This window comes from Campylobacter sp. CH186 (genome assembly GCF_004378925.1).
GTDB lineage: Bacteria > Campylobacterota > Campylobacteria > Campylobacterales > Campylobacteraceae > Campylobacter_D > Campylobacter_D jejuni.
On record NZ_RYYB01000003.1, the window covers coordinates 18,563 to 36,729 of the forward strand.

13 protein-coding genes, 7 tRNA genes and 1 pseudogene are annotated in these 18,167 nt (G+C 30.4%); 16 read left to right on the plus strand and 5 right to left on the minus strand.

Features of this window, described 5'->3' with window-relative positions; genetic code table 11:
* Window positions 1-10 precede the first annotated feature (10 nt).
* Both pif1 and ELQ09_RS03900 read left to right on the plus strand, forming a co-directional pair.
* A complete protein-coding gene (pif1, locus tag ELQ09_RS03895) occupies window positions 11-1,354 on the plus strand; it encodes an ATP-dependent DNA helicase Pif1 (RefSeq protein ID WP_134263777.1) in 1,344 nt (447 codons plus the stop codon).
* Window positions 1,355-1,363: 9 nt separating this feature from the next.
* Window positions 1,364-2,098: a hypothetical protein gene (locus ELQ09_RS03900; protein ID WP_134263778.1), complete on the plus strand. Its 735-nt coding sequence runs from the start codon at window positions 1,364-1,366 to the stop codon at window positions 2,096-2,098.
* Here ELQ09_RS03900 and lolA read toward each other — a convergent pair.
* Window positions 2,095-2,604: a LolA-like outer membrane lipoprotein chaperone gene (gene lolA / locus ELQ09_RS03905; protein WP_070316486.1), complete on the minus strand. Its 510-nt coding sequence runs from the start codon at window positions 2,602-2,604 to the stop codon at window positions 2,095-2,097. The genes ELQ09_RS03900 and lolA overlap by 4 nt on opposite strands.
* A gap of 100 nt (window positions 2,605-2,704) precedes the next feature.
* Between lolA and secA the strand changes: the two genes are divergently transcribed.
* The 12 genes from secA to ELQ09_RS03965 all read left to right on the plus strand — a co-directional run bounded on the left by secA (window position 2,705) and on the right by ELQ09_RS03965 (window position 12,040).
* Window positions 2,705-5,293, plus strand: coding sequence for a preprotein translocase subunit SecA (secA, locus tag ELQ09_RS03910; RefSeq protein ID WP_134263779.1), 2,589 nt, complete (start codon window positions 2,705-2,707; stop codon window positions 5,291-5,293).
* Entirely contained in the window at window positions 5,290-6,495 is a 1,206-nt protein-coding gene (locus tag ELQ09_RS03915; RefSeq protein ID WP_134263780.1) for an ABC transporter permease, read from the plus strand. Before secA ends, ELQ09_RS03915 begins: the two co-directional genes overlap by 4 nt.
* Before the next feature lie 22 nt (window positions 6,496-6,517).
* A complete protein-coding gene (locus tag ELQ09_RS03920; RefSeq protein WP_052785416.1) occupies window positions 6,518-7,303 on the plus strand; it encodes an amino acid ABC transporter permease in 786 nt (261 codons plus the stop codon).
* A gap of 61 nt (window positions 7,304-7,364) precedes the next feature.
* A tRNA-Lys gene (locus tag ELQ09_RS03925) sits at window positions 7,365-7,440 on the plus strand.
* Between the two features lie 7 nt (window positions 7,441-7,447).
* Window positions 7,448-7,523, plus strand: a tRNA-Val gene (locus ELQ09_RS03930).
* A gap of 51 nt (window positions 7,524-7,574) precedes the next feature.
* Window positions 7,575-7,651 (plus strand) — tRNA-Asp (locus ELQ09_RS03935).
* 4 nt (window positions 7,652-7,655) lie between these two features.
* Window positions 7,656-7,731 (plus strand) — tRNA-Lys (locus tag ELQ09_RS03940).
* 19 nt (window positions 7,732-7,750) lie between these two features.
* Window positions 7,751-7,826 (plus strand) — tRNA-Arg (locus tag ELQ09_RS03945).
* A gap of 6 nt (window positions 7,827-7,832) precedes the next feature.
* Window positions 7,833-7,908 (plus strand) — tRNA-Val (locus ELQ09_RS03950).
* A gap of 51 nt (window positions 7,909-7,959) precedes the next feature.
* Window positions 7,960-8,036, plus strand: a tRNA-Asp gene (locus ELQ09_RS03955).
* 66 nt (window positions 8,037-8,102) lie between these two features.
* The gene (locus ELQ09_RS03960) at window positions 8,103-8,483 is read left to right on the plus strand and encodes a hypothetical protein (RefSeq protein WP_002853267.1); all 381 of its coding nucleotides are present in this window, start codon (window positions 8,103-8,105) and stop codon (window positions 8,481-8,483) included.
* Window positions 8,484-8,527: 44 nt separating this feature from the next.
* A complete protein-coding gene (locus ELQ09_RS03965; protein ID WP_134224736.1) occupies window positions 8,528-12,040 on the plus strand; it encodes an acyl-[ACP]--phospholipid O-acyltransferase in 3,513 nt (1,170 codons plus the stop codon).
* A gap of 7 nt (window positions 12,041-12,047) precedes the next feature.
* On the opposite strand, the pseudogene ELQ09_RS03970 reads toward ELQ09_RS03965, so the two are convergent.
* Window positions 12,048-12,957: pseudogene (locus ELQ09_RS03970) on the minus strand (AEC family transporter).
* A 569-nt stretch (window positions 12,958-13,526) separates the two neighbouring features.
* Between ELQ09_RS03970 and traN the strand changes: the two are divergent.
* Both traN and ELQ09_RS03980 read left to right on the plus strand, forming a co-directional pair.
* Window positions 13,527-13,742, plus strand: a complete 216-nt coding sequence (gene traN, locus ELQ09_RS08395; protein ID WP_052785419.1) for a conjugal transfer protein TraN — start codon at window positions 13,527-13,529, stop codon at window positions 13,740-13,742.
* Window positions 13,743-14,267: 525 nt separating this feature from the next.
* The gene (locus ELQ09_RS03980; protein ID WP_134224734.1) at window positions 14,268-16,976 is read left to right on the plus strand and encodes a conjugal transfer protein TraG N-terminal domain-containing protein; all 2,709 of its coding nucleotides are present in this window, start codon (window positions 14,268-14,270) and stop codon (window positions 16,974-16,976) included.
* A 26-nt stretch (window positions 16,977-17,002) separates the two neighbouring features.
* Here the strand turns inward: ELQ09_RS03980 and ELQ09_RS03985 are convergent, their stop codons facing one another.
* The 3 genes from ELQ09_RS03985 to ELQ09_RS03995 form a co-directional block, all read right to left on the minus strand.
* Window positions 17,003-17,323, minus strand: a complete 321-nt coding sequence (locus ELQ09_RS03985; protein WP_134224733.1) for a hypothetical protein — start codon at window positions 17,321-17,323, stop codon at window positions 17,003-17,005.
* Window positions 17,324-17,469: 146 nt separating this feature from the next.
* Window positions 17,470-17,829, minus strand: coding sequence for a type II toxin-antitoxin system HicB family antitoxin (locus tag ELQ09_RS03990; RefSeq protein ID WP_134224732.1), 360 nt, complete (start codon window positions 17,827-17,829; stop codon window positions 17,470-17,472).
* 3 nt (window positions 17,830-17,832) lie between these two features.
* Complete coding sequence (locus ELQ09_RS03995) at window positions 17,833-18,060, minus strand: type II toxin-antitoxin system HicA family toxin (RefSeq protein WP_002854037.1); 228 nt, start codon at window positions 18,058-18,060, stop codon at window positions 17,833-17,835.
* Between the last annotated feature and the right edge of the window lie 107 nt (window positions 18,061-18,167).

The window sequence follows — 18,167 nt, forward strand, 5'->3', positions numbered from 1 at the left end:
AGGAAATATAATGCTTGATAAACTAGAAAAAATTTTAGCTTATGATAATGTTTTTTTAAGTGGCGGTGCTGGAGTTGGTAAAAGCTTTTTGACAAATGAGCTTATCAAATCTTATAGAAAACAAAAAAAATTAGCCATAGCTCTTGGTTCTAGTGCTCTATCGGCGTTTAATATAGGCGGCGTTACCTTACACAGCTTTTTTTGTTTAGGGTATTGTGATGATATGATGAAATTAAGCGCATTGGATCGCAATCAAAAACAAAAAGAAAAATTAACAAAACTTAAAGAGCTTTTAAAAACGATTGAGCTTATTATTATCGATGAAATTTCCATGGTTAGCGCAAGTGTTTTTGAAATGATAGGCTTTAGACTTAAAAATTCTCAATTTAATGGAAAAATTTTAGTTGTAGGAGATTTTTTTCAACTGCCTCCCGTAATTAAAGAAAAAAAAGAAACTTTATTTAATCATTCTTATTATGCTTTTTCTTCATTTTTTTGGCAGGATTTAAATTTTAAGAATATTAAACTTTCTCAACCTAAAAGAACACAAAATATAGAATTTTATAACTATTTATCTTTGATTAGACAAGGTTTTTTAGATGAAAAAATTTTAAGCTTTTTTGAATCTTTGCAAATTGATTATAAAGAATTAGAAAATTTAGAAGATGATTATACTTTACTTTGTGGTATCAATAAAAAAGTAAACAATATCAATCAAGAAAAATTAAGCAAACTTGAGACCCCACTTGTATGCTTTAAGGCTCAGGTTAAAAAAGAAGATAAGAGAATAAAAGATGAAGAACTTGATTCTTGGGTTGGAAGCTTAAATATATTGGAAGAATTAAATATTAAAATAGGTGCTCGTATTATTTTTTGTGTAAATAATTGGGATAAGAATTATTATAATGGTGAGCAAGGCATTATAGAAGATATTCTTTATGAAGAGGAGAAAAATTATATTAGTATTATTAAAAATAATGGGATGAAAATTTTACTTGAACCTTATACTTTTTTCATGGAAGAACTTGAACAATCAGGTAAAGATTTTGTTGTTAATATTCTTGCAAGTGTTACACAGTTTCCTATTAAATTAGCTTATGCTATCACTATACACAAATCGCAAGGCATGAGTATTGAAAAATTAGTGTGTGATATTGATCATATTTTTGAAAATGGACAGCTTTATGTCGCTCTTTCTCGCGCTACAAACCCAAATACTTTAAAAATTTATTCTACAAAAAAGATAAATTTTGGATTTTATTTTGCTAATATTTTAAAAATAGATTCTAATGTGATTGAATTTTATAAAAAACATAATTTTTTAGATCTCGAAATACAAGAACAAATCATTTAAAGGCATTAAATGAAAAAAATATTTTTAAGTGTTTTTTTGGTTTTGAGTTTAAATGCTCAAAATCTTGAAATAGATAAAATAAGAACAGATTTGTATTCTAAAAGTGGAGCAAATGTTCTTAAAAAAGTTGAAATTTCTTTGGAATTTGATGGGAATAATTTAAAAGAAAATGAAAATAAGTTAATTGATGCTGTAAATACAGTAATTTCAGGGTTTTTTTATGAAGATATTTTTACAGAAATTGGAAAAAATAATTTTAAAAAAACTTTAGAAAAATTTTTAGATAAGAAGTATAAGATTAAATTAGATGATATATATATCATATCTTTAAGCGGAGTGGAAAAATTTGATTTAGAGGAGTTTAAACGCTTTTTAGAAAGCACTGAGGCTAAAGAGAAAGGTATGGGCAGCGAGGTAAAAAAAGCACTTAAAAATTTAGAAGTTCCTAAAACTCAAGTTCCTGGTGTTGAAAAGAACCCAACTTCTAGTGTTCCAAATTTAGAAGCCAAGCAAGTTGAACAGCTTTTCAAAGATTCAGATGAAGAAAATAAAAATGACAATGGAGAAATCAATATGGATAATTTAAATACACCTAAAATGACTCCAGATATAGAAGAAAAAATTAAAAGAGATTTAATCGCCAATCCTCCACAAATATTCAAAGAAAATAATGCAAGCAAGCCTTATCATTTGCCACAAACAGGCTATGATATAAAGCTTGATGAAAATTCAACGCAAAATTAGCGAACTATATCATAATTTTGCGGAATTTTTACCTTGAAAATATCGGAGTTGATTTTTGGATTTTTAATTTGATTGTTTAGATTGATTATAACATCATTTTCAAATTCATCTTTATAGGATATGCTTTGAATTTGCTCTTGATTGAGTTTAATTGTATAATTTATATTATCATATTTTGCTACAAGTTTATCTTTGTCTATAAGGCTTGCTTTTTTGAAAATTTCATTAAGATTTGGAATACTATCAAGATGAGAGAAAATGACTTGTTCTAGATCGTGCTCTACTATGGTTACTTGATTTTTGTTGATATAAATCTCTTTTTTACTAGGAGTATCATAACTCCAATATGCTTGATCTTTACTCAGTATAAAATGTCCAGAATAAGAAAGTGTAGAGTTTTTGGATTTTACTATTTGGGTAAAATTGCTTGAAAAGGTATTAAAATTAAGATCAAGGGCAAAAAGTTGTCCTATAAAAATAAAAAATATCAAGAATGTTTTTTTCATTTATTTTCCTTAAAAAAATTATATTTTTTATATCATTCTAGCTAATTTTAATTAAATAATCGTTATAATGATAGTTTGAAAAATTTATAAAGGTTTAAAAATGTTTTTAAATACCTTAAAAGCCGTTTTTGGAACAAAAAATGATCGTGAAGTTAAAAAATACTTCAAGCGCGTAGCACAAATCAATGCTTTAGAAGGCAAATATCAAAATTTAAGCGATGATGAATTAAAAGCCGAATTTGCAAAATTTAAAGAGCAAATTTTAAGCGGAGAAAAAAACGAAAATGATATCTTAAATGATGTTTTTGCTATAGTCAGAGAGACAGGTAAGAGAACTTTAAATATGCGTCATTTTGATGTGCAGTTAATCGGTGGTATGGTTTTGCACGATGGAAAAATTGCAGAAATGAAAACAGGGGAGGGTAAAACCCTTGTAGCAACCTTGCCTGTTGTTTTAAATGCCATGAGTGGAAAAGGCGTACATGTCGTTACAGTAAATGATTATCTAGCCAAAAGAGACGCTGAGCAAATGAGTGCGATTTATAACTTTTTAGGTTTTAGTGTAGGCGTGATTCTTTCTTCTCAAAACAGTGACATAGAGCACAAGCAAGCTTATGATTGCGATATTACTTATGGAACCAATAATGAGTTTGGTTTTGATTATTTGCGTGATAATATGAAATTTTCAAAAGTTGAAAAAGTTCAAAGAGAGCATAATTTTGTTATTGTAGATGAAGTAGATAGTATTTTAATTGATGAGGCAAGAACTCCGCTTATCATCAGCGGTCCTACAAATCGCACTTTAGATGGTTATATTAAAGCCAATGAAGTAGCCAAGCAAATGCAAAAAGGCGAAGCAGTTTTACCCCCTGCAAAACCTGAGGGTGATTTTGTAGTAGATGAGAAAAATCGTAATATTTTAATCACGGAAGCAGGTATTGCTAAGGCTGAAAAACTTTTTGGTGTAGAAAATTTATACAGTCTTGATAATGCTATCTTAGCACATCAGCTTGATCAAGCTTTAAAGGCGCATAATCTTTTTGAAAAAGATGTGCATTATGTTTTAAGAAATAATGAAGTTATCATCGTTGATGAATTTACAGGGCGTTTAAGTGAAGGGCGTCGTTTTAGCGAAGGGTTACATCAAGCTTTGGAAGCCAAAGAAAATGTAAAAATTCAAGAAGAAAGCCAAACTTTAGCAGATATTACTTTTCAAAATTATTTTAGAATGTACAATAAACTTGCAGGTATGACAGGAACTGCACAAACAGAAGCGACTGAATTTTCTCAAATTTATAGTTTAGATGTTATTTCTATACCAACAAATATTCCTATTAAAAGACAAGATAAAGATGATCTTATCTATAAAACTCAAAATGAAAAATTTAAAGCCGTAATCGAAGAGATTAAAAAAGCCAATGCTAAAGGTCAGCCTGTACTTGTAGGAACCGCAAGTATAGAGCGCAGTGAAGTTTTTCACAATATGCTTGTAAAAGAGAAAATCCCTCATCATGTTTTAAATGCTAAAAATCACGAGCAAGAAGCTTTGATTATCCAAGATGCAGGTAAAAAAGGTGCTGTAACTATCGCTACAAATATGGCAGGTCGTGGTGTGGATATAAAAATCGATGATGAGATTAGGGCTTTGGGTGGGCTTTATATCATCGGTACAGAAAGACACGAAAGCCGCCGTATTGATAATCAACTTCGTGGTCGTGCAGGAAGGCAGGGCGATCCTGGAATAAGTCGTTTTTATCTAAGTTTAGAAGATAATCTTTTAAGAATTTTTGGCGGGGATCGTATCAAAAGTATCATGGATCGCTTGGGTATAGAAGAGGGCGAAAGCATAGAGTCAAGAATCGTTACAAGAGCGGTTGAAAATGCGCAAAAAAAAGTAGAAAGCTTACATTTTGAAAGCAGAAAGCATTTGTTAGAATACGATGATGTAGCAAATGAACAAAGAAAAACTATTTATCGTTATCGCAATGAGCTTTTAGATGAAAACTATGATATTAGAGCTAAAATTTCTCAAAATATCGCTGAATATAGTGCAAATGTAATGAATGATTATATACTTGATGAAAGCGGTTCTAATGTAAATTTTGAAAATTTGAAAGCAAAAATTTTATATGAATGTTCAACTCAGATTAGTGAAAAAGATTTTGAGAATTTAAGCGTCATTGAAATGCAAGATAAGCTAAGTCACATTCTTGAAAATTCTTATAACGAAAAGATGTCAAGACTTGAGATTAAAGAATTGCGTAATATAGAGCGTATTTTATATTTGCAAGTTTTGGATAATGCTTGGAGAGAGCATTTGTATCAAATGGATATTTTAAAAACAGGAATAGGGCTTCGTGGATACAATCAAAAAGATCCTCTTGTGGAATATAAGAAAGAAAGTTATAATCTTTTCTTGGAGTTGGTTAATCGTATTAAATTTGATAGTATTAAACTACTTTTTAGTGTGCAATTTAATCAAGAAGAGGTACAAAATTTAGAAAATAAAGCCAATGAAGAAAATGAAAAGCTACTTCAAAGCTCAGTAGAAATGGGCGCAAGCGAAGATAATCTTGGCGAAGCTGAGTTTAAAAAAGTTCCACGCAATGCTCCTTGTCCTTGCGGAAGTGGAAAAAAATTTAAAGAATGCCATGGAAAAAGTGGTCCTAAGCAAGGAATTTTAGCTTGAATAAAAGCGTTTTAAAATATTTACTTTTTAAATATTTAAGATTTGATAAAGAACAACCCTTTATCAATCTTTCTATGCTTTTGGCCTTTTTAGGAGTTTGTGTAGGACTTTGCGTTTTGCTTGTAGCTATGGCAATTATGAATGGTTTTGATAAAGAATTTGAAAAACGCTTTTTTGTGATGAATTATCCTATTACTATTTTGCCTAAATTTTACGCTCCTGTAAATGATGAATTTATAGATGAGTTAAGAAAAACATTTCCAAATTTGTTATTTAGCCCTTATATAAGCACTCAAGTTGTTGTAAAGGGAGATAATCGTTTTGAAGGTGGTGTGCTTTTTGGCGTTAATTTTAATGATGAAAAAAGAATAAACGAAGTGGTTGCTAAAGCTTTAAGGGATGAGAATTTAAGTGGTTTTGATATACTTGTAGGATCAGCACTTACTGATGAATTTGGTTTGCATAAAAATGACAAACTTTCACTTATTTTTTCAAATCTTAATCCTAGTGGATTTTCTTTAGTACCGCAAACTAAACGTTTTGATGTTAAAGCGCGTTTTACTTCAGGGCTTGCATTTTATGATAAAGCTTATATGTATACAGATGTTGATGCATTGAAAAAAGTACTTGGAACACCTAAAAATCCAAATTATGATGGAGTTCATGTATATAGTGATAATGCTTTTAAGGATGTTGAAAAAATTAAATCTTATTTAAAAGACGATTATGCTGTAGTAGGTTGGTGGGAACAAAATAAAAATTTCTTTTCAGCCTTAGAGCTTGAGAAAAGAGCGCTTTTTATAGTGTTGATGCTTATTATTTTGGTTGCAAGTTTAAATATAGTAAGTTCTTTATTGATGATAGCAATGAATCGTCGCAGTGAAATAGCACTTTTACTTGCTCTAGGTGCAAGCAAAAATGAGGTAAAAAAGAGTTTTTTTGCCTTAGGTATGCTTATTGGTGGCGGCGGTATGATAGTGGGTGTGGTGCTTGCATTTTTTGCTTTATGGCTTTTAGGAAATTTTGATATTGTAACTTTACCTGCTGATGTTTATGGAACCAGTAAATTACCACTTGATTTGTCTTTAATGGATTTTTCTTTAACCATTGTGGGTGCTTTAATAATCATAGCTTTATCGTCTTTTTATCCTGCAAAAAAAGCAACTCAAATTAATATTTTAGATACTTTAAGAAATGAATAAATTGTAATTTTGGAGATTTTTATTGTCTTTGTTTACTCAAAAAAATAAGAATTTTAAACCTTTAAAACCTCTATCAAAGTCAAAAATAATCACTAATTTAATTCTTTTGATTTTATTTTTAATATTGTTTTGTTATTGTAGTTTTAGTATAAGTGCTTATCATTTTGATTTTAGTGCAATTGCGACCTATAAAGAAAAATTTCTTCAAGGTTTTTTAAATACTTTAATAATCAGTTTTTTTTCTTTATTACTGAGTATAATTTTGGGTGGAGTTTTTTGTGCTTTTTCTTTAAGTTCAATTGTTTTTTTAAGATTTTTATCTACATTTTACATAGAGCTTATCAGAGGAACCCCTTTACTAGTGCAGGTATTATTGATATATTATATCGTTGCAAATAATTTAGGACTTGATAATCGATATGTGGCTGGAGTTATTATTTTATCATGTTTTTCTGCTGCTTACTTAGCTGAAATATTTAGAGCTGGAATTTTAAGTATTTCTATATCTCAGCTTGAGAGTGCTAGGGCTTTAGGGTTAAAAGAGATGCAGGTTTTTGCGTATGTAATTTTTCCCCAAGCTTTAAAAAATATTTTAGCACCTCTGAGTGGACAATTTGCAAATTTAATTAAAGATAGTTCATTATTAAGCGTTATTGCTGTAAATGAATTAACCCAAAGTGCACAAGAGATAAATTCTTATACTTTTGCTACTCTTGAAGCTTATGTAATTTTGGCTATTACATATCTTGTTTTGACTTTACCTATAAGTATATTTTCTCGTTATTTGGAGAGAAAATGCCAAAAATGATTTAAAAAAGCTTGACAAATAGAGCTAATTTTGGCATAATCACATTTTTATTTCAGAAAATGTCTCGTTAGCTCAGCCGGTAGAGCATCTCCCTTTTAAGGAGGGGGCCGTTGGTTCGAATCCAACACGGGACACCATTATAAAGGTCGCTTAGCTCAGTTGGTAGAGCGCCACCCTTACAAGGTGGATGTCATAAGTTCGAGTCTTATAGTGACCACCATTTTATAAAATCATAAATAGGTTTTATAATCTCTACTTCTTTACTTTGGATGCAGCGGTAGTTCAGCTGGTTAGAATGCCGCCCTGTCACGGCGGAGGTCGCGGGTTCGAGCCCCGTCCGCTGCGCCATCTTGTCTCGTTAGCTCAGCCGGTAGAGCATCTCCCTTTTAAGGAGGGGGCCGTTGGTTCGAATCCAACACGGGACACCATTTTTATTGTTAGGGTTATGACCCTTTCGTCTAGTGGCCCAGGACAACACTCTCTCTGTGTGGAAACAGAGGTTCAAATCCTCTAGGGGTCGCCAATCATAGGTCGCTTAGCTCAGTTGGTAGAGCGCCACCCTTACAAGGTGGATGTCATAAGTTCGAGTCTTATAGTGACCACCATTTTATAAAATCATAAATAGGTTTTATAATCTCTACTTCTTTACTTTGGATGCAGCGGTAGTTCAGCTGGTTAGAATGCCGCCCTGTCACGGCGGAGGTCGCGGGTTCGAGCCCCGTCCGCTGCGCCATCTTGCTTGGTAACAATTTTATAAGTATAATTTGCAAAATAATAAAAAATAGAACTAAGGAAAAAAATGCTTATTATTGGACATAAATTATTAAAAAATTTAGATTTTTCTTTTATTGAAAGTGTTGAAGAAGTTAAAGATAATAAAGTTTATTGTATTGTTTATGATGAAAAATTGATTTCTTATTTAAGTCAAAATGATTTTGAATTTGCTATTTTAGTTCAAAATAAAGACGAGATATTTTTAGCCAATGCTTTAGGAGCTAAGTTTTTGCTTTGTAATGATAAAAAACTTGCAAAATTTGCTAGCAAGGTTGCAGAATTTTATGTTTTTGATAGTAGGGTTTTAATGATTGTTGATAAATTAGAGAATTTTAAAAAATTTTATAAATTAAAAATCGATGGAATTATTTTAAAAGATAATATAGATAATTTTCCTAAAAACTGATAAATTCTTTTATAAAATAAGTGCTAATTGACGAGGTTTAAATAATGCAAAAAAAATCTTTTTTGAAAATTTACGGATTAATTCCTTTTTTACTTATAGCATTCATCAATGCTTTTGTAGATTTAGGACATAAAATTATTATTCAAAATACTATTTATAAGGCCTATGAAGGAAGTGAGCAGTTATTTTTAAATGCTATAGTTAATGCTTTGATTTTACTTCCTTTTATTCTTATGCTTTCTCCTTCGGGTTTTTTAGCGGATAAATATCCAAAAAATATTGTAATGAAAATTTCAGCAATTTGTAATGTTATACTCACTTTAATAATTTGCATTTGTTACTATAGCGGTGCTTTTTGGATGGCTTTTATTTTTACTTTTATAATGGGAGTGCAAGCAGCACTTTATTCACCAAGTAAATACGGTTTTATTAAAGAACTCGTAGGAAAAGACTTTCTTGCTATGGGTAATGGTGTAATTAATGCAGTAAGCATTATGGCAATCTTAGCAGGAATGGCTTTGTTTTCTTTAAGTTTTGAAAGTCTTTATAGTTCTGCATATAATCAAACAGATGAAATTTTAAAAGAAGTAGCACCTTTAGGAATTGTGCTAATTTTATTTTCTTGTATCGAAGTATTTTTTGTGTGGCGTTTACCTAAGCTCAAACAAACAAATAAAGATTTAGTTTTTAATAAAAAAGATTATATCCGTGGAAAACTTCTAATAAATAATCTTAAGCTTGTTTTTAAAAATAAAACTATTTGGCTTTGCATAATAGGAATTTCATTTTTTTGGGCTATATCTCAACTTTATCTTGTTAGCTTTCCTGTCTTTGCTAAAAATGAACTTTTTATAGAAAATACTTTTTATGTGCAAATTTCACTCGCTTTTTCTGGTATAGGAGTGATTTTAGGCTCTTTAGTAGCTGGTAAATTTTCAAAAAATTATATAGAACTTGGACTTATTCCACTTGGTGCATTGGGTATGTTTTTAATGGCTTTTTTAATGCCTTATTTTGTAAGTTTATTAAGTTATAGTTTTTTATTTTTCTTTTTTGGATTTTGTGGAGCTCTTTTTATCATTCCTTTAAATACTTTAATCCAATTTCATGCCAAAGAAAATGAATTGGGACAAATTCTTGCAGGAAATAATTTTTTTCAAAATATTGCCATGTTAGGATTTTTACTCTTAGCAACTTTATTTGCAAAATTTGAAATCAATGTGGTTTATTTGTTTTATTTTATTACTTTAGTAACCTTTATAGGAAGTTTTTATATACTTTTAAAACTTCCCTTTTCTTTAGTGCGTATACTTTTAAGCATAGCTTTTTTGCAACGATACCGCTTGCTTGTAGAAGGTTTTGAAAATATACCAGAAAAAGGTGGAGCTTTGCTTTTAGGTAATCATATTTCTTTTATTGATTGGGCTGTTGTACAAATGGCAATTCCAAGAAAAATTTATTTTGTTATGGAAAGAAGTATTTATTCTAAATGGTATATTAAAATTTTTCTTGATAAATTTGGTATTATTCCTGTATCAAGTACAGGAAGTAAGACGAGTTTAGAACTGATAGCAAAGCATATCAAAGAAGGTAATTTAGTTTGCTTATTTCCTGAAGGTACACTTTCACGACATGGACAATTAAATGAATTTAAAGCAGGATTTGAATTAGCTTGTGAATATTTAAGCGAAGATGATGGAAAAATTATTCCTTTTTATATAAGAGGACTTTGGGGTAGTGCTTTTTCAAGAAGCGATGAAGAATTTTCAGCAAGAAACCGCACTTTAAATAAAAGAAAAATTGCTATAGCTTTTGGTAAAGCTATGCCTTTGCATTCTAAAAAAGATGAAGTTAAAGCTAAAGTTTTTGAACTTTCTTTTATGGCTTGGAAATCACAATGCGAAGCTATGCATACTATAGCAAGAGCTTGGATAGATACAGCTAAAAAAAATCTAAATCAAATAGCTATTATCGATACACTAGCTGGAGATATTTCTTATAGAAAAATGTTGACTCTTAGTTTATTTCTTAATTTTTTTATTAAAAGAAAATCCAAAGAATTAAACATTAACCCTCAGCGTGGAAGTTACGCTCCTAAAGAGGAAGCTATAGGAATTTTACTACCTGCTTCTTTTGCAAGTTCTTTAACCAATCTATCTGTTTTAATCGCAGAAAAAATTGCAGTAAATCTTAATTTCACGGCTGGAGAAAAAGCTCTAAAAGCAGCTATAAAAAATGCGCAAATTTCACAAATTTATACTTCTAAAACTTTTTTAGAAAAATTAGCAAATAAAGGCATAAACCTAAATTTCGATACAAATATACATTTAATTTATTTTGAAGATATTATAGAAGATTTTAAAATGCAAAAAACTAAAATTTTTAGCATGATGTTAGCAGTTAGTATAATGCCTAGTTTTATACTCAAAAGTATCTTCACTCCTTCAAAAAACAATCTTGCCATCGCAGCTATTTTATTTAGCAGTGGAAGCGAGGGGTCTCCAAAAGGTGTTATGCTAAATAACCGTAATATTTTAAGCAATATAGCACAAATTTCTGATGTACTTTGCACAAGAAACAATGATGTTATTCTCTCGTCTTTACCACCTTTTCATGCTTTTGGACTTACCGTAACTACATTTTTGCCTTTGCTTGAAGGTATTAAAAGTATCACTTTTGCAGATCCAACTGATGCCTTAGGGGTTGCCAAAGCTGTTGCTAAAAATAATATCACTATTATGTGTGGAACTTCAACCTTTTTAGGAATTTATGCAAGAAATAAAAAACTTGATGCTTTAATGTTTGAAAGCTTAAGAATAGTTGTATCAGGTGCTGAAAAACTAAAAAATGAAGTAAGAACTGCTTTTGAAATGAAGTTTAAAAAAAGCGTTTTTGAAGGTTATGGAGCTACGGAAACTACACCTGTAGCGAGTGTAAATTTACCAAATCGTTTTGATGCGGATTATTGGCTTATACATCGTGCCAATAAAGAAGGAAGTGTGGGAATGCCTCTACCTGGAACTGCGGTACGTATTGTTGATCCAAATAATTATGAAAATTTAAAAACAAATGAAGATGGACTCATACTTATAGGCGGTCATCAAGTTATGGTAGGCTATCTTAATGACAAAGAAAAAACCGATGAAGTTATTAAAGAAATTGATGGCATAAGATGGTACAACACGGGAGATAAGGGACATTTAGATGAAGATGGTTTTTTATATATTATCGATCGTTATTCTCGCTTTGCAAAAATTGGTGGAGAGATGATTTCTTTAGGTGCAATAGAAGAAGAAATTGCCAAATTCATAGACACTGAAGTGGTTAAATTTTGTGCCACATCTTTAGAAGATGAGAAAAAAGGAGAACAAATTGTTTTACTCATAGAATGTAATAATGAAATTTTTGAAAGAGTATGTGAGGCTATAAAAAATTCTAATATACCTACACTTTTTAAACCTAAATATTATTTTCAAATAGAAAAAATTCCCCTCCTAGGTTCAGGAAAAATTGATCTTAAGAAAGTTAAAGAATTAGCTAAAAATTTAGCCATATAATTTGAGCTTATAACAAAGCCCAAATTAAAATTGGCATAGAAACAAAAGCAAAAAGAACTCCGAAAGCTACAGCACTTACGGCTAAATTGCTATCTAGTTTTGCTTTCATTACCATAGCTCCTGCTAAAGTCATAGTAGGAGCTGCGCTTTCTATAATAGCAACGATGGTAGAATCTTTTAATTCTAAATTAAATATTTTCAAACAAAATACAAAAAATAAAGGAGCTAAAATCATTTTAGCAAAGATAACAACTATTGTAGGTTTGTAAGAGGTTTTAATTGCCATAAAACCAAGTCCTAAACCTATAGCAAAAAGTGCAACAGGGGTCGCAGAAGCACCAAATAAACGAATAGGAGAGAAAATAAATTCAGGTAAAGTAATCAATTTACACAAAAAACCAAAAAGTAAAGCTAAAAAAGGTGGAAAGCTAAGAATTTTTTTAACATTAGCAAGCAAACTGACTTTTTCTCCATTTCCCAAAGAAAGTATAAAAGGTCCAAAAAGCGATATAGGTAAAGTTGTAGCTAAAGCATCATAAAATATAACTTCAGCGCTAAATTGTGGGTCATTAAATACACCAGCAACAATAGGCATACCCACAAATATAGTATTTCCAAAACAAGAAAGCAAAAACATACTGACTAAAGTTACTTTAGAAAAATGAAAAACTTTTCCAATAAGAATAGCAAAAAAAGCTGCTAGTATACAGCTAAACAATCCAATAAAAATAAAAATAATCAATGAAAAATCAAAATTTAAATGATATGCTTTATCGAAAATCAAACAAGGTAAAGCAAAAATAATAGCAAAATCTAAAAAAGTCCTAGCTTGTTTTTGCTTTAAAACGCCAATTCTTTTGGCAAAATATCCGCCTGCAAGTAAAAAAAATTGTAAATAATGGTATAAAAACAAACATTGAGTAATCCTTTTTAAGGGATGGTTTTTGAAAATGGATAGAATTATATTCTTTATACTTAAAAAAAATCTTAATATTTTTTAAGTTTTTTAAAAAAACCAATATTTTTTATTTTTTGTAACTTTAAGAAATTGTAAGTTGAAATTTGATTTTGAATAGTTGGTATTTTAAGTTGAATGATTATAATTTTAAATAATGGTGCGGTTTAATCTTAATTAAAATACTATATATTGTATTTAGAATGATATAAAAACAATAAATTAATATAGCTTTTGTTTTTAATTTTTGAATATTTTTAAACTTATTTAGGCGGAGATCATCTACTTTAGTTATTTTTATTTTTAATATTCACGCAATAAGACAGATTTATTTTGAAAGTTTATCTTATTGCTTTTCTTATTTTCACTGTGCATCATTTGAATTTGAAATTATTTTTTTCAATTTCTTTAAGGTTGTATAGCGGTTTTTTCACATTTGCACTGATTTTGTATTTCTTAATAATAAGGTTTCAAATAGTTCAGTATCTATAAATATTCAATGGACAAGATAATCGTTGTAAAAATTGGGATATGTTTGGCGGTTTACTTGGTGGTGGATGTTGTGATAAGGATAATGTATTTTTAGGATTTGTACCTTGTAAAGAAGATGAGAAAAAGCTTGCTAAATTAAACGATGCAGGAAAATGTCATGAAGTAGGAATTTATTGTTCTAAAAAGGTTAGTTTAGGTTTTACTAAAATTTGCGTTGAAAAAAGAAAAGTTTTTGTTGCTTCAATTCTAAATTAGGAAGAATTTTCAATGAACAAGGATGCCCTTAGCTTGAAAAAGGGTGGAGTAGTGCGGAAGGTCCGCAATGCAAAGGCTTCACTCCTGAAGAATTTCAAAAATTAGATTTTAGCGAAATTGATTTAAGTGAATTCATTGCTGATATTGTAGGAAGTTTTGACACAGGAAAAATACAAGCTGATTCTGTGAAAATACAAGAAAAGATTCAAAACAATATCGAGAATGTAACGAAAAAACCTGCAAATTAAAAAAAGAAAATAAATTATTAGAAAGGAGAGAAGCTTAGTTAAAAGTTTGTTTGGTAAGCCACAAGGGAGTTTCGCCCCTTAAGAAAAGGGGCAAGGCTAATAAGCCTTGACAGTAATTATACAAATTAGTATAATTATAAGTATGAGTCGTGTCATATAGTTCACCCCCCCCCCTTTTTTTTTCTAGGGTGTGATTATGCCACAGGGTTGCAGCCTTGTGGCAAAACCCTTAATGCAATTATACCAAACAAACTCTTTAACTTCTTTAATATAGTCCATGAAAAGATTTTACTTGTTATTCCTTAGCACTTTGTTTTTTGCACCTTCATTTTTATTTGGTGCAACTGAAATAGCTAATGGAAATCTAATTTATACTTGGGGTTACGGCGATGTAATGAATGAAATCATGCAAGCGGTTAAAGGAATAACCACTGAAACAAGTTATATCGTTAATGCAGCCTTAGCTATTTCATTATTACTTTTTAGTATTAAAAAAGCAATGGATGGACAAACAAACCCTGTGTTTGAATTTGGAAAAATGTTTGTACTTTTTGCTGTAGTGTGGGTCATGTTTTTAAAAACACCAAATGACAATAATCACCGCTTTATGATTTATGATGAAGTCACTAGTAAAGATTATCTCATTTCTCAAATTCCTATAGGCATAGGAAAAAGCTTTGCATTAATAACACAATTTGAGAAGGTTATCCTAGAAGCTATGGAAAAACATTTTTCAACTCCACAATCTACAAATTTTTCTAACGCAGGTTTAGGTTTTTCACTTCAAGTGATGAGTACTTTACCAAGCGTAAAGCTTTCGGCTATTGATGCAACTTTACAAAAAAATATTGATTTTTACTTTAGAAACTGCGTTTCAGTAGGTATCTTGCTTAATCAACAAGGTAGAAATCTTTTTCAAAACTCTGATAATTTAATGCAAGATCTTTTCACAAACATAGGCAATGGCTTTCAGCTCACTCCTTTGTTTAAAAATAACAATAATATTGAAGAACAAAGTGTTGTGCCTTGTTCTGATGCAAGTCCTCAAATCGTTGAAATGATTCAAAAAGATACAGATGAAGCTATGAAAATTCATGCTGCTTTGCTTGGTATGGCGAATGATATGGCAAATTATGAGCAAAAGTTCTTAGGTGCTGCACAAATCTATAACGAACAAGCTGTGAGTGCTAGATCTTATTTGCAACAATCCATGATAATGCTTGCTTCTCAAGATGCAATCATTAATACCGCTAAATCAGTAGGTTTAAATCCTGCTTCTGTGGCTGCAAATACTGCTTATGCGGATCAGCAATTTTACGCAAGTATGCAAGCACAAGGACACTTGGCACAAACTTATTTGCCTTTAGCTAAAGCTTATTTAACAGCTATCATCATAGGTTTGTCTTGGCTTGTTGCTTTGCTTTCTATTGTGTTTGGCTCTTACACACATATTAAGATGTTTTTTACTCTATGTATTTGGATAGTGCTTTGGACTCCTATACTTTGTATTATTAATTTTATAAATGATTTTAATCTTATGAATGTTGCACAAGTAATAACAAGGGGAAAAGCAGCTTTAAGCTTAGGAGATAACATGCTTATCTTTAAAGAAGTAGCAAATAGATCAAATTTCATGAATTACCTTGTAATGAGTACTCCTGTTTTAGCTTATGCTATAGCTAAAGCAAGCGAACAAGGATTTGTAACTTTTGCTTCTGGATTATCTCAAGCTCTAACAGGTGCTTCAAGAGCTGCTGGAAGCTTTGCAAATCAGCAAGCCTTATCTACACAAACTAGCATTGCTGCTCCTAGAGGAGATGAAGTTTGGGCTGTGGGTGCAGGTTATAATACTCTTCAATCTTCGTTTGGTGTAGGTGGTAGAAGTTTTATGGGAACAAGAGATATGCAACATGGTGGTGAATTAGTTAAAGATAATATGACAGGAAGTTCCACTGTAATCAATGCTAATGGTTCTATATGTAATGCTTCTATTAAAGGTTTAAATGCTGGTATGACTGCAAGCAATTTAGAAACTAGAGCACACGCTCTAAGTGATGCGATTCAAAATTCTAACCTATCTCAAAGAGCTTTAGAAGTTGCTAGCGGAAAAGGAGATAGCTTAGCCTTATCAGAAAACGATAGAAATACTATCACCAAAGCATCACAACATGCTTTAGCTGATGCTTATTTTAAAGCAACAGGTGTGGATGTAAAACAAGCTTATGATGATGTAATGAGAGGAAATATTGGTTTTGGTGTAGGTGGAGTATCTACTTCATCAATGGAAACTGAAGCTTGGTATCAAAATCTAAGTAAAGATCAAAGAGAAACATTTAATAAAACATTCAGCGAAAGTATTTCTAATGAAATTGGCAAAAATAGAGATGCAAGTGCTTCATTTAATAACCTTCTTAAAACAGGAAATGTTACAAATTCTGCTAGCATTAAAAGTTCTATGGATGGCTATAATGAAGCTAAAACGCTTAATAATTCAGTGGGTTATGATGGTGGCTCATCTATCGTTCAAGGCTATATCAATGAAAATTATGGTGGCGTAGTTAGTAAAGAAAATGTGGCTTCTGCTGTGAATGCTGTTGAAAATATGGCTGCAAGGGGAGATATGCAAGGATTATCACACTATGCAGGAGTGGATTCTAATGTCAATTCAAATGGATTACACGAGCAAACAAAACATAATTATTATGATCCAAAAGGCACTATGACTGATCATAATAAAGCCATAGATGATTTAAATTCAAGACAAAAAGGGTTTATGGCAACAAGAAATGCGTTTAATGATGTTAAATCAGAAGGATTAGCAGGTGAAATTCAAAAAGCAGCAAATGCAGCTGAGTATAAAGCAGGAACTGCTATAGAAGAAAGAAATAATAAGATTGATTATGCTGGCATACAAAAAGATATTAAAGATGGAAAAGCTGACATTAACAAAGTGATAGATTTTGGTAACCAAAATAGAAATATGTGAAAATAAGCCTAGTTAAAAAGCTAGGCTTAGTCTTGATTATTATGGTATATATTTTCTGGCATATAGCTATATGTTGGATCTATAAAATAATTTGTTGATGAGCTAGCATTGCCTGATATAGATGAGTAGTCGCCAAAATTTGTCGTAAATGAGCGATCTATTGTTGATGAACTACCACAAATATTTTTTTCAATAAAATCTTTAATATTTGAATTTATATTCTCTATATTTTCAGGTGTTATCTTATTTATTTTATCTTTGAATAAGTATAAAATACAACAAACTATTAAACCGGTTACAATAAACGCAAGACTTACTAAATAAGCAATTAAGTGCGCTTTATCCATCTTTATTCCTTTCAATTATAACTTATTCATATTTTTAATAAAATTATACCATATTTTAATAAATTTTTGCAAGTATTTTTGCTATAAAATGCCTATTTTTTAGTGGTTTGAAACTGATTTCTTTTTTTATTTAACTATGTCAATTTTTAAGTGCTAATTTTATAAGACTTTATAGCACTATTTGCAAGATCGGCTAAGAATTTGCTTCTATTATCGCTTATTGTATCTATTGCCTCTACTAAGCTTTTAGGCAAGGTAATATTAATTCTAATTTTTGCTTCATTATCAATAGGTTCTTTAATATAATCACCTTTTTCAAGCATAACTTCTAATGCTCCTTTAAATGCTTCTTTGAGATCTTTTAAGGCTTCTATTTCATTTTCACCATCTCCTATAATATAAGGGAAATCTTTATATCTTGCAAAATATCCTCCGCCATCTTTTTCATCAAGTTTTTTTATAATAATTTCATAAGGTAGATTAAGATAGTAATCTAAGTCTTTCATAATTCATTCTCCTGTTATAGCTTTTAAAACCATTTTGACATATATAGCCTTTATAGGGCGTTTAAATGGAATAGTAATAAGATCACATTCTTCTTTTCTGAATTGATAATGTGATCCGCCTTTATTAAAACATTCATAACCTTCGCTTTCTAATAAAATCTTAAGCGTTTCAAAGCGCACATTGTTAGGATTATTTTTTAAATCTTTAATAATTTTATCTTTTTTACTCACTATAATATCCTTATGAGTATGTATTATACACACTTTTTATTAAGTATCACTTATAAACCGATCGCAATTCTTTTAATCTTGTTGTCTTTGTATGTTTAATTGAAAGT

Coding starts and splice junctions, on each gene's coding strand:
- ELQ09_RS03990 (WP_134224732.1), bottom strand. CDS start 17,829: ATGAAAGACTTAGATTACTATCTTAATCTACCTTATGAAATTATTATA.
- ELQ09_RS03980 (WP_134224734.1), top strand. CDS start 14,268: ATGAAAAGATTTTACTTGTTATTCCTTAGCACTTTGTTTTTTGCACCT.
- ELQ09_RS03965 (WP_134224736.1), top strand. CDS start 8,528: ATGCAAAAAAAATCTTTTTTGAAAATTTACGGATTAATTCCTTTTTTA.
- pif1 (WP_134263777.1), top strand. CDS start 11: ATGCTTGATAAACTAGAAAAAATTTTAGCTTATGATAATGTTTTTTTA.
- secA (WP_134263779.1), top strand. CDS start 2,705: ATGTTTTTAAATACCTTAAAAGCCGTTTTTGGAACAAAAAATGATCGT.
- ELQ09_RS03900 (WP_134263778.1), top strand. CDS start 1,364: ATGAAAAAAATATTTTTAAGTGTTTTTTTGGTTTTGAGTTTAAATGCT.
- ELQ09_RS03985 (WP_134224733.1), bottom strand. CDS start 17,323: ATGGATAAAGCGCACTTAATTGCTTATTTAGTAAGTCTTGCGTTTATT.
- traN (WP_052785419.1), top strand. CDS start 13,527: ATGTTTGGCGGTTTACTTGGTGGTGGATGTTGTGATAAGGATAATGTA.
- lolA (WP_070316486.1), bottom strand. CDS start 2,604: ATGAAAAAAACATTCTTGATATTTTTTATTTTTATAGGACAACTTTTT.
- ELQ09_RS03960 (WP_002853267.1), top strand. CDS start 8,103: ATGCTTATTATTGGACATAAATTATTAAAAAATTTAGATTTTTCTTTT.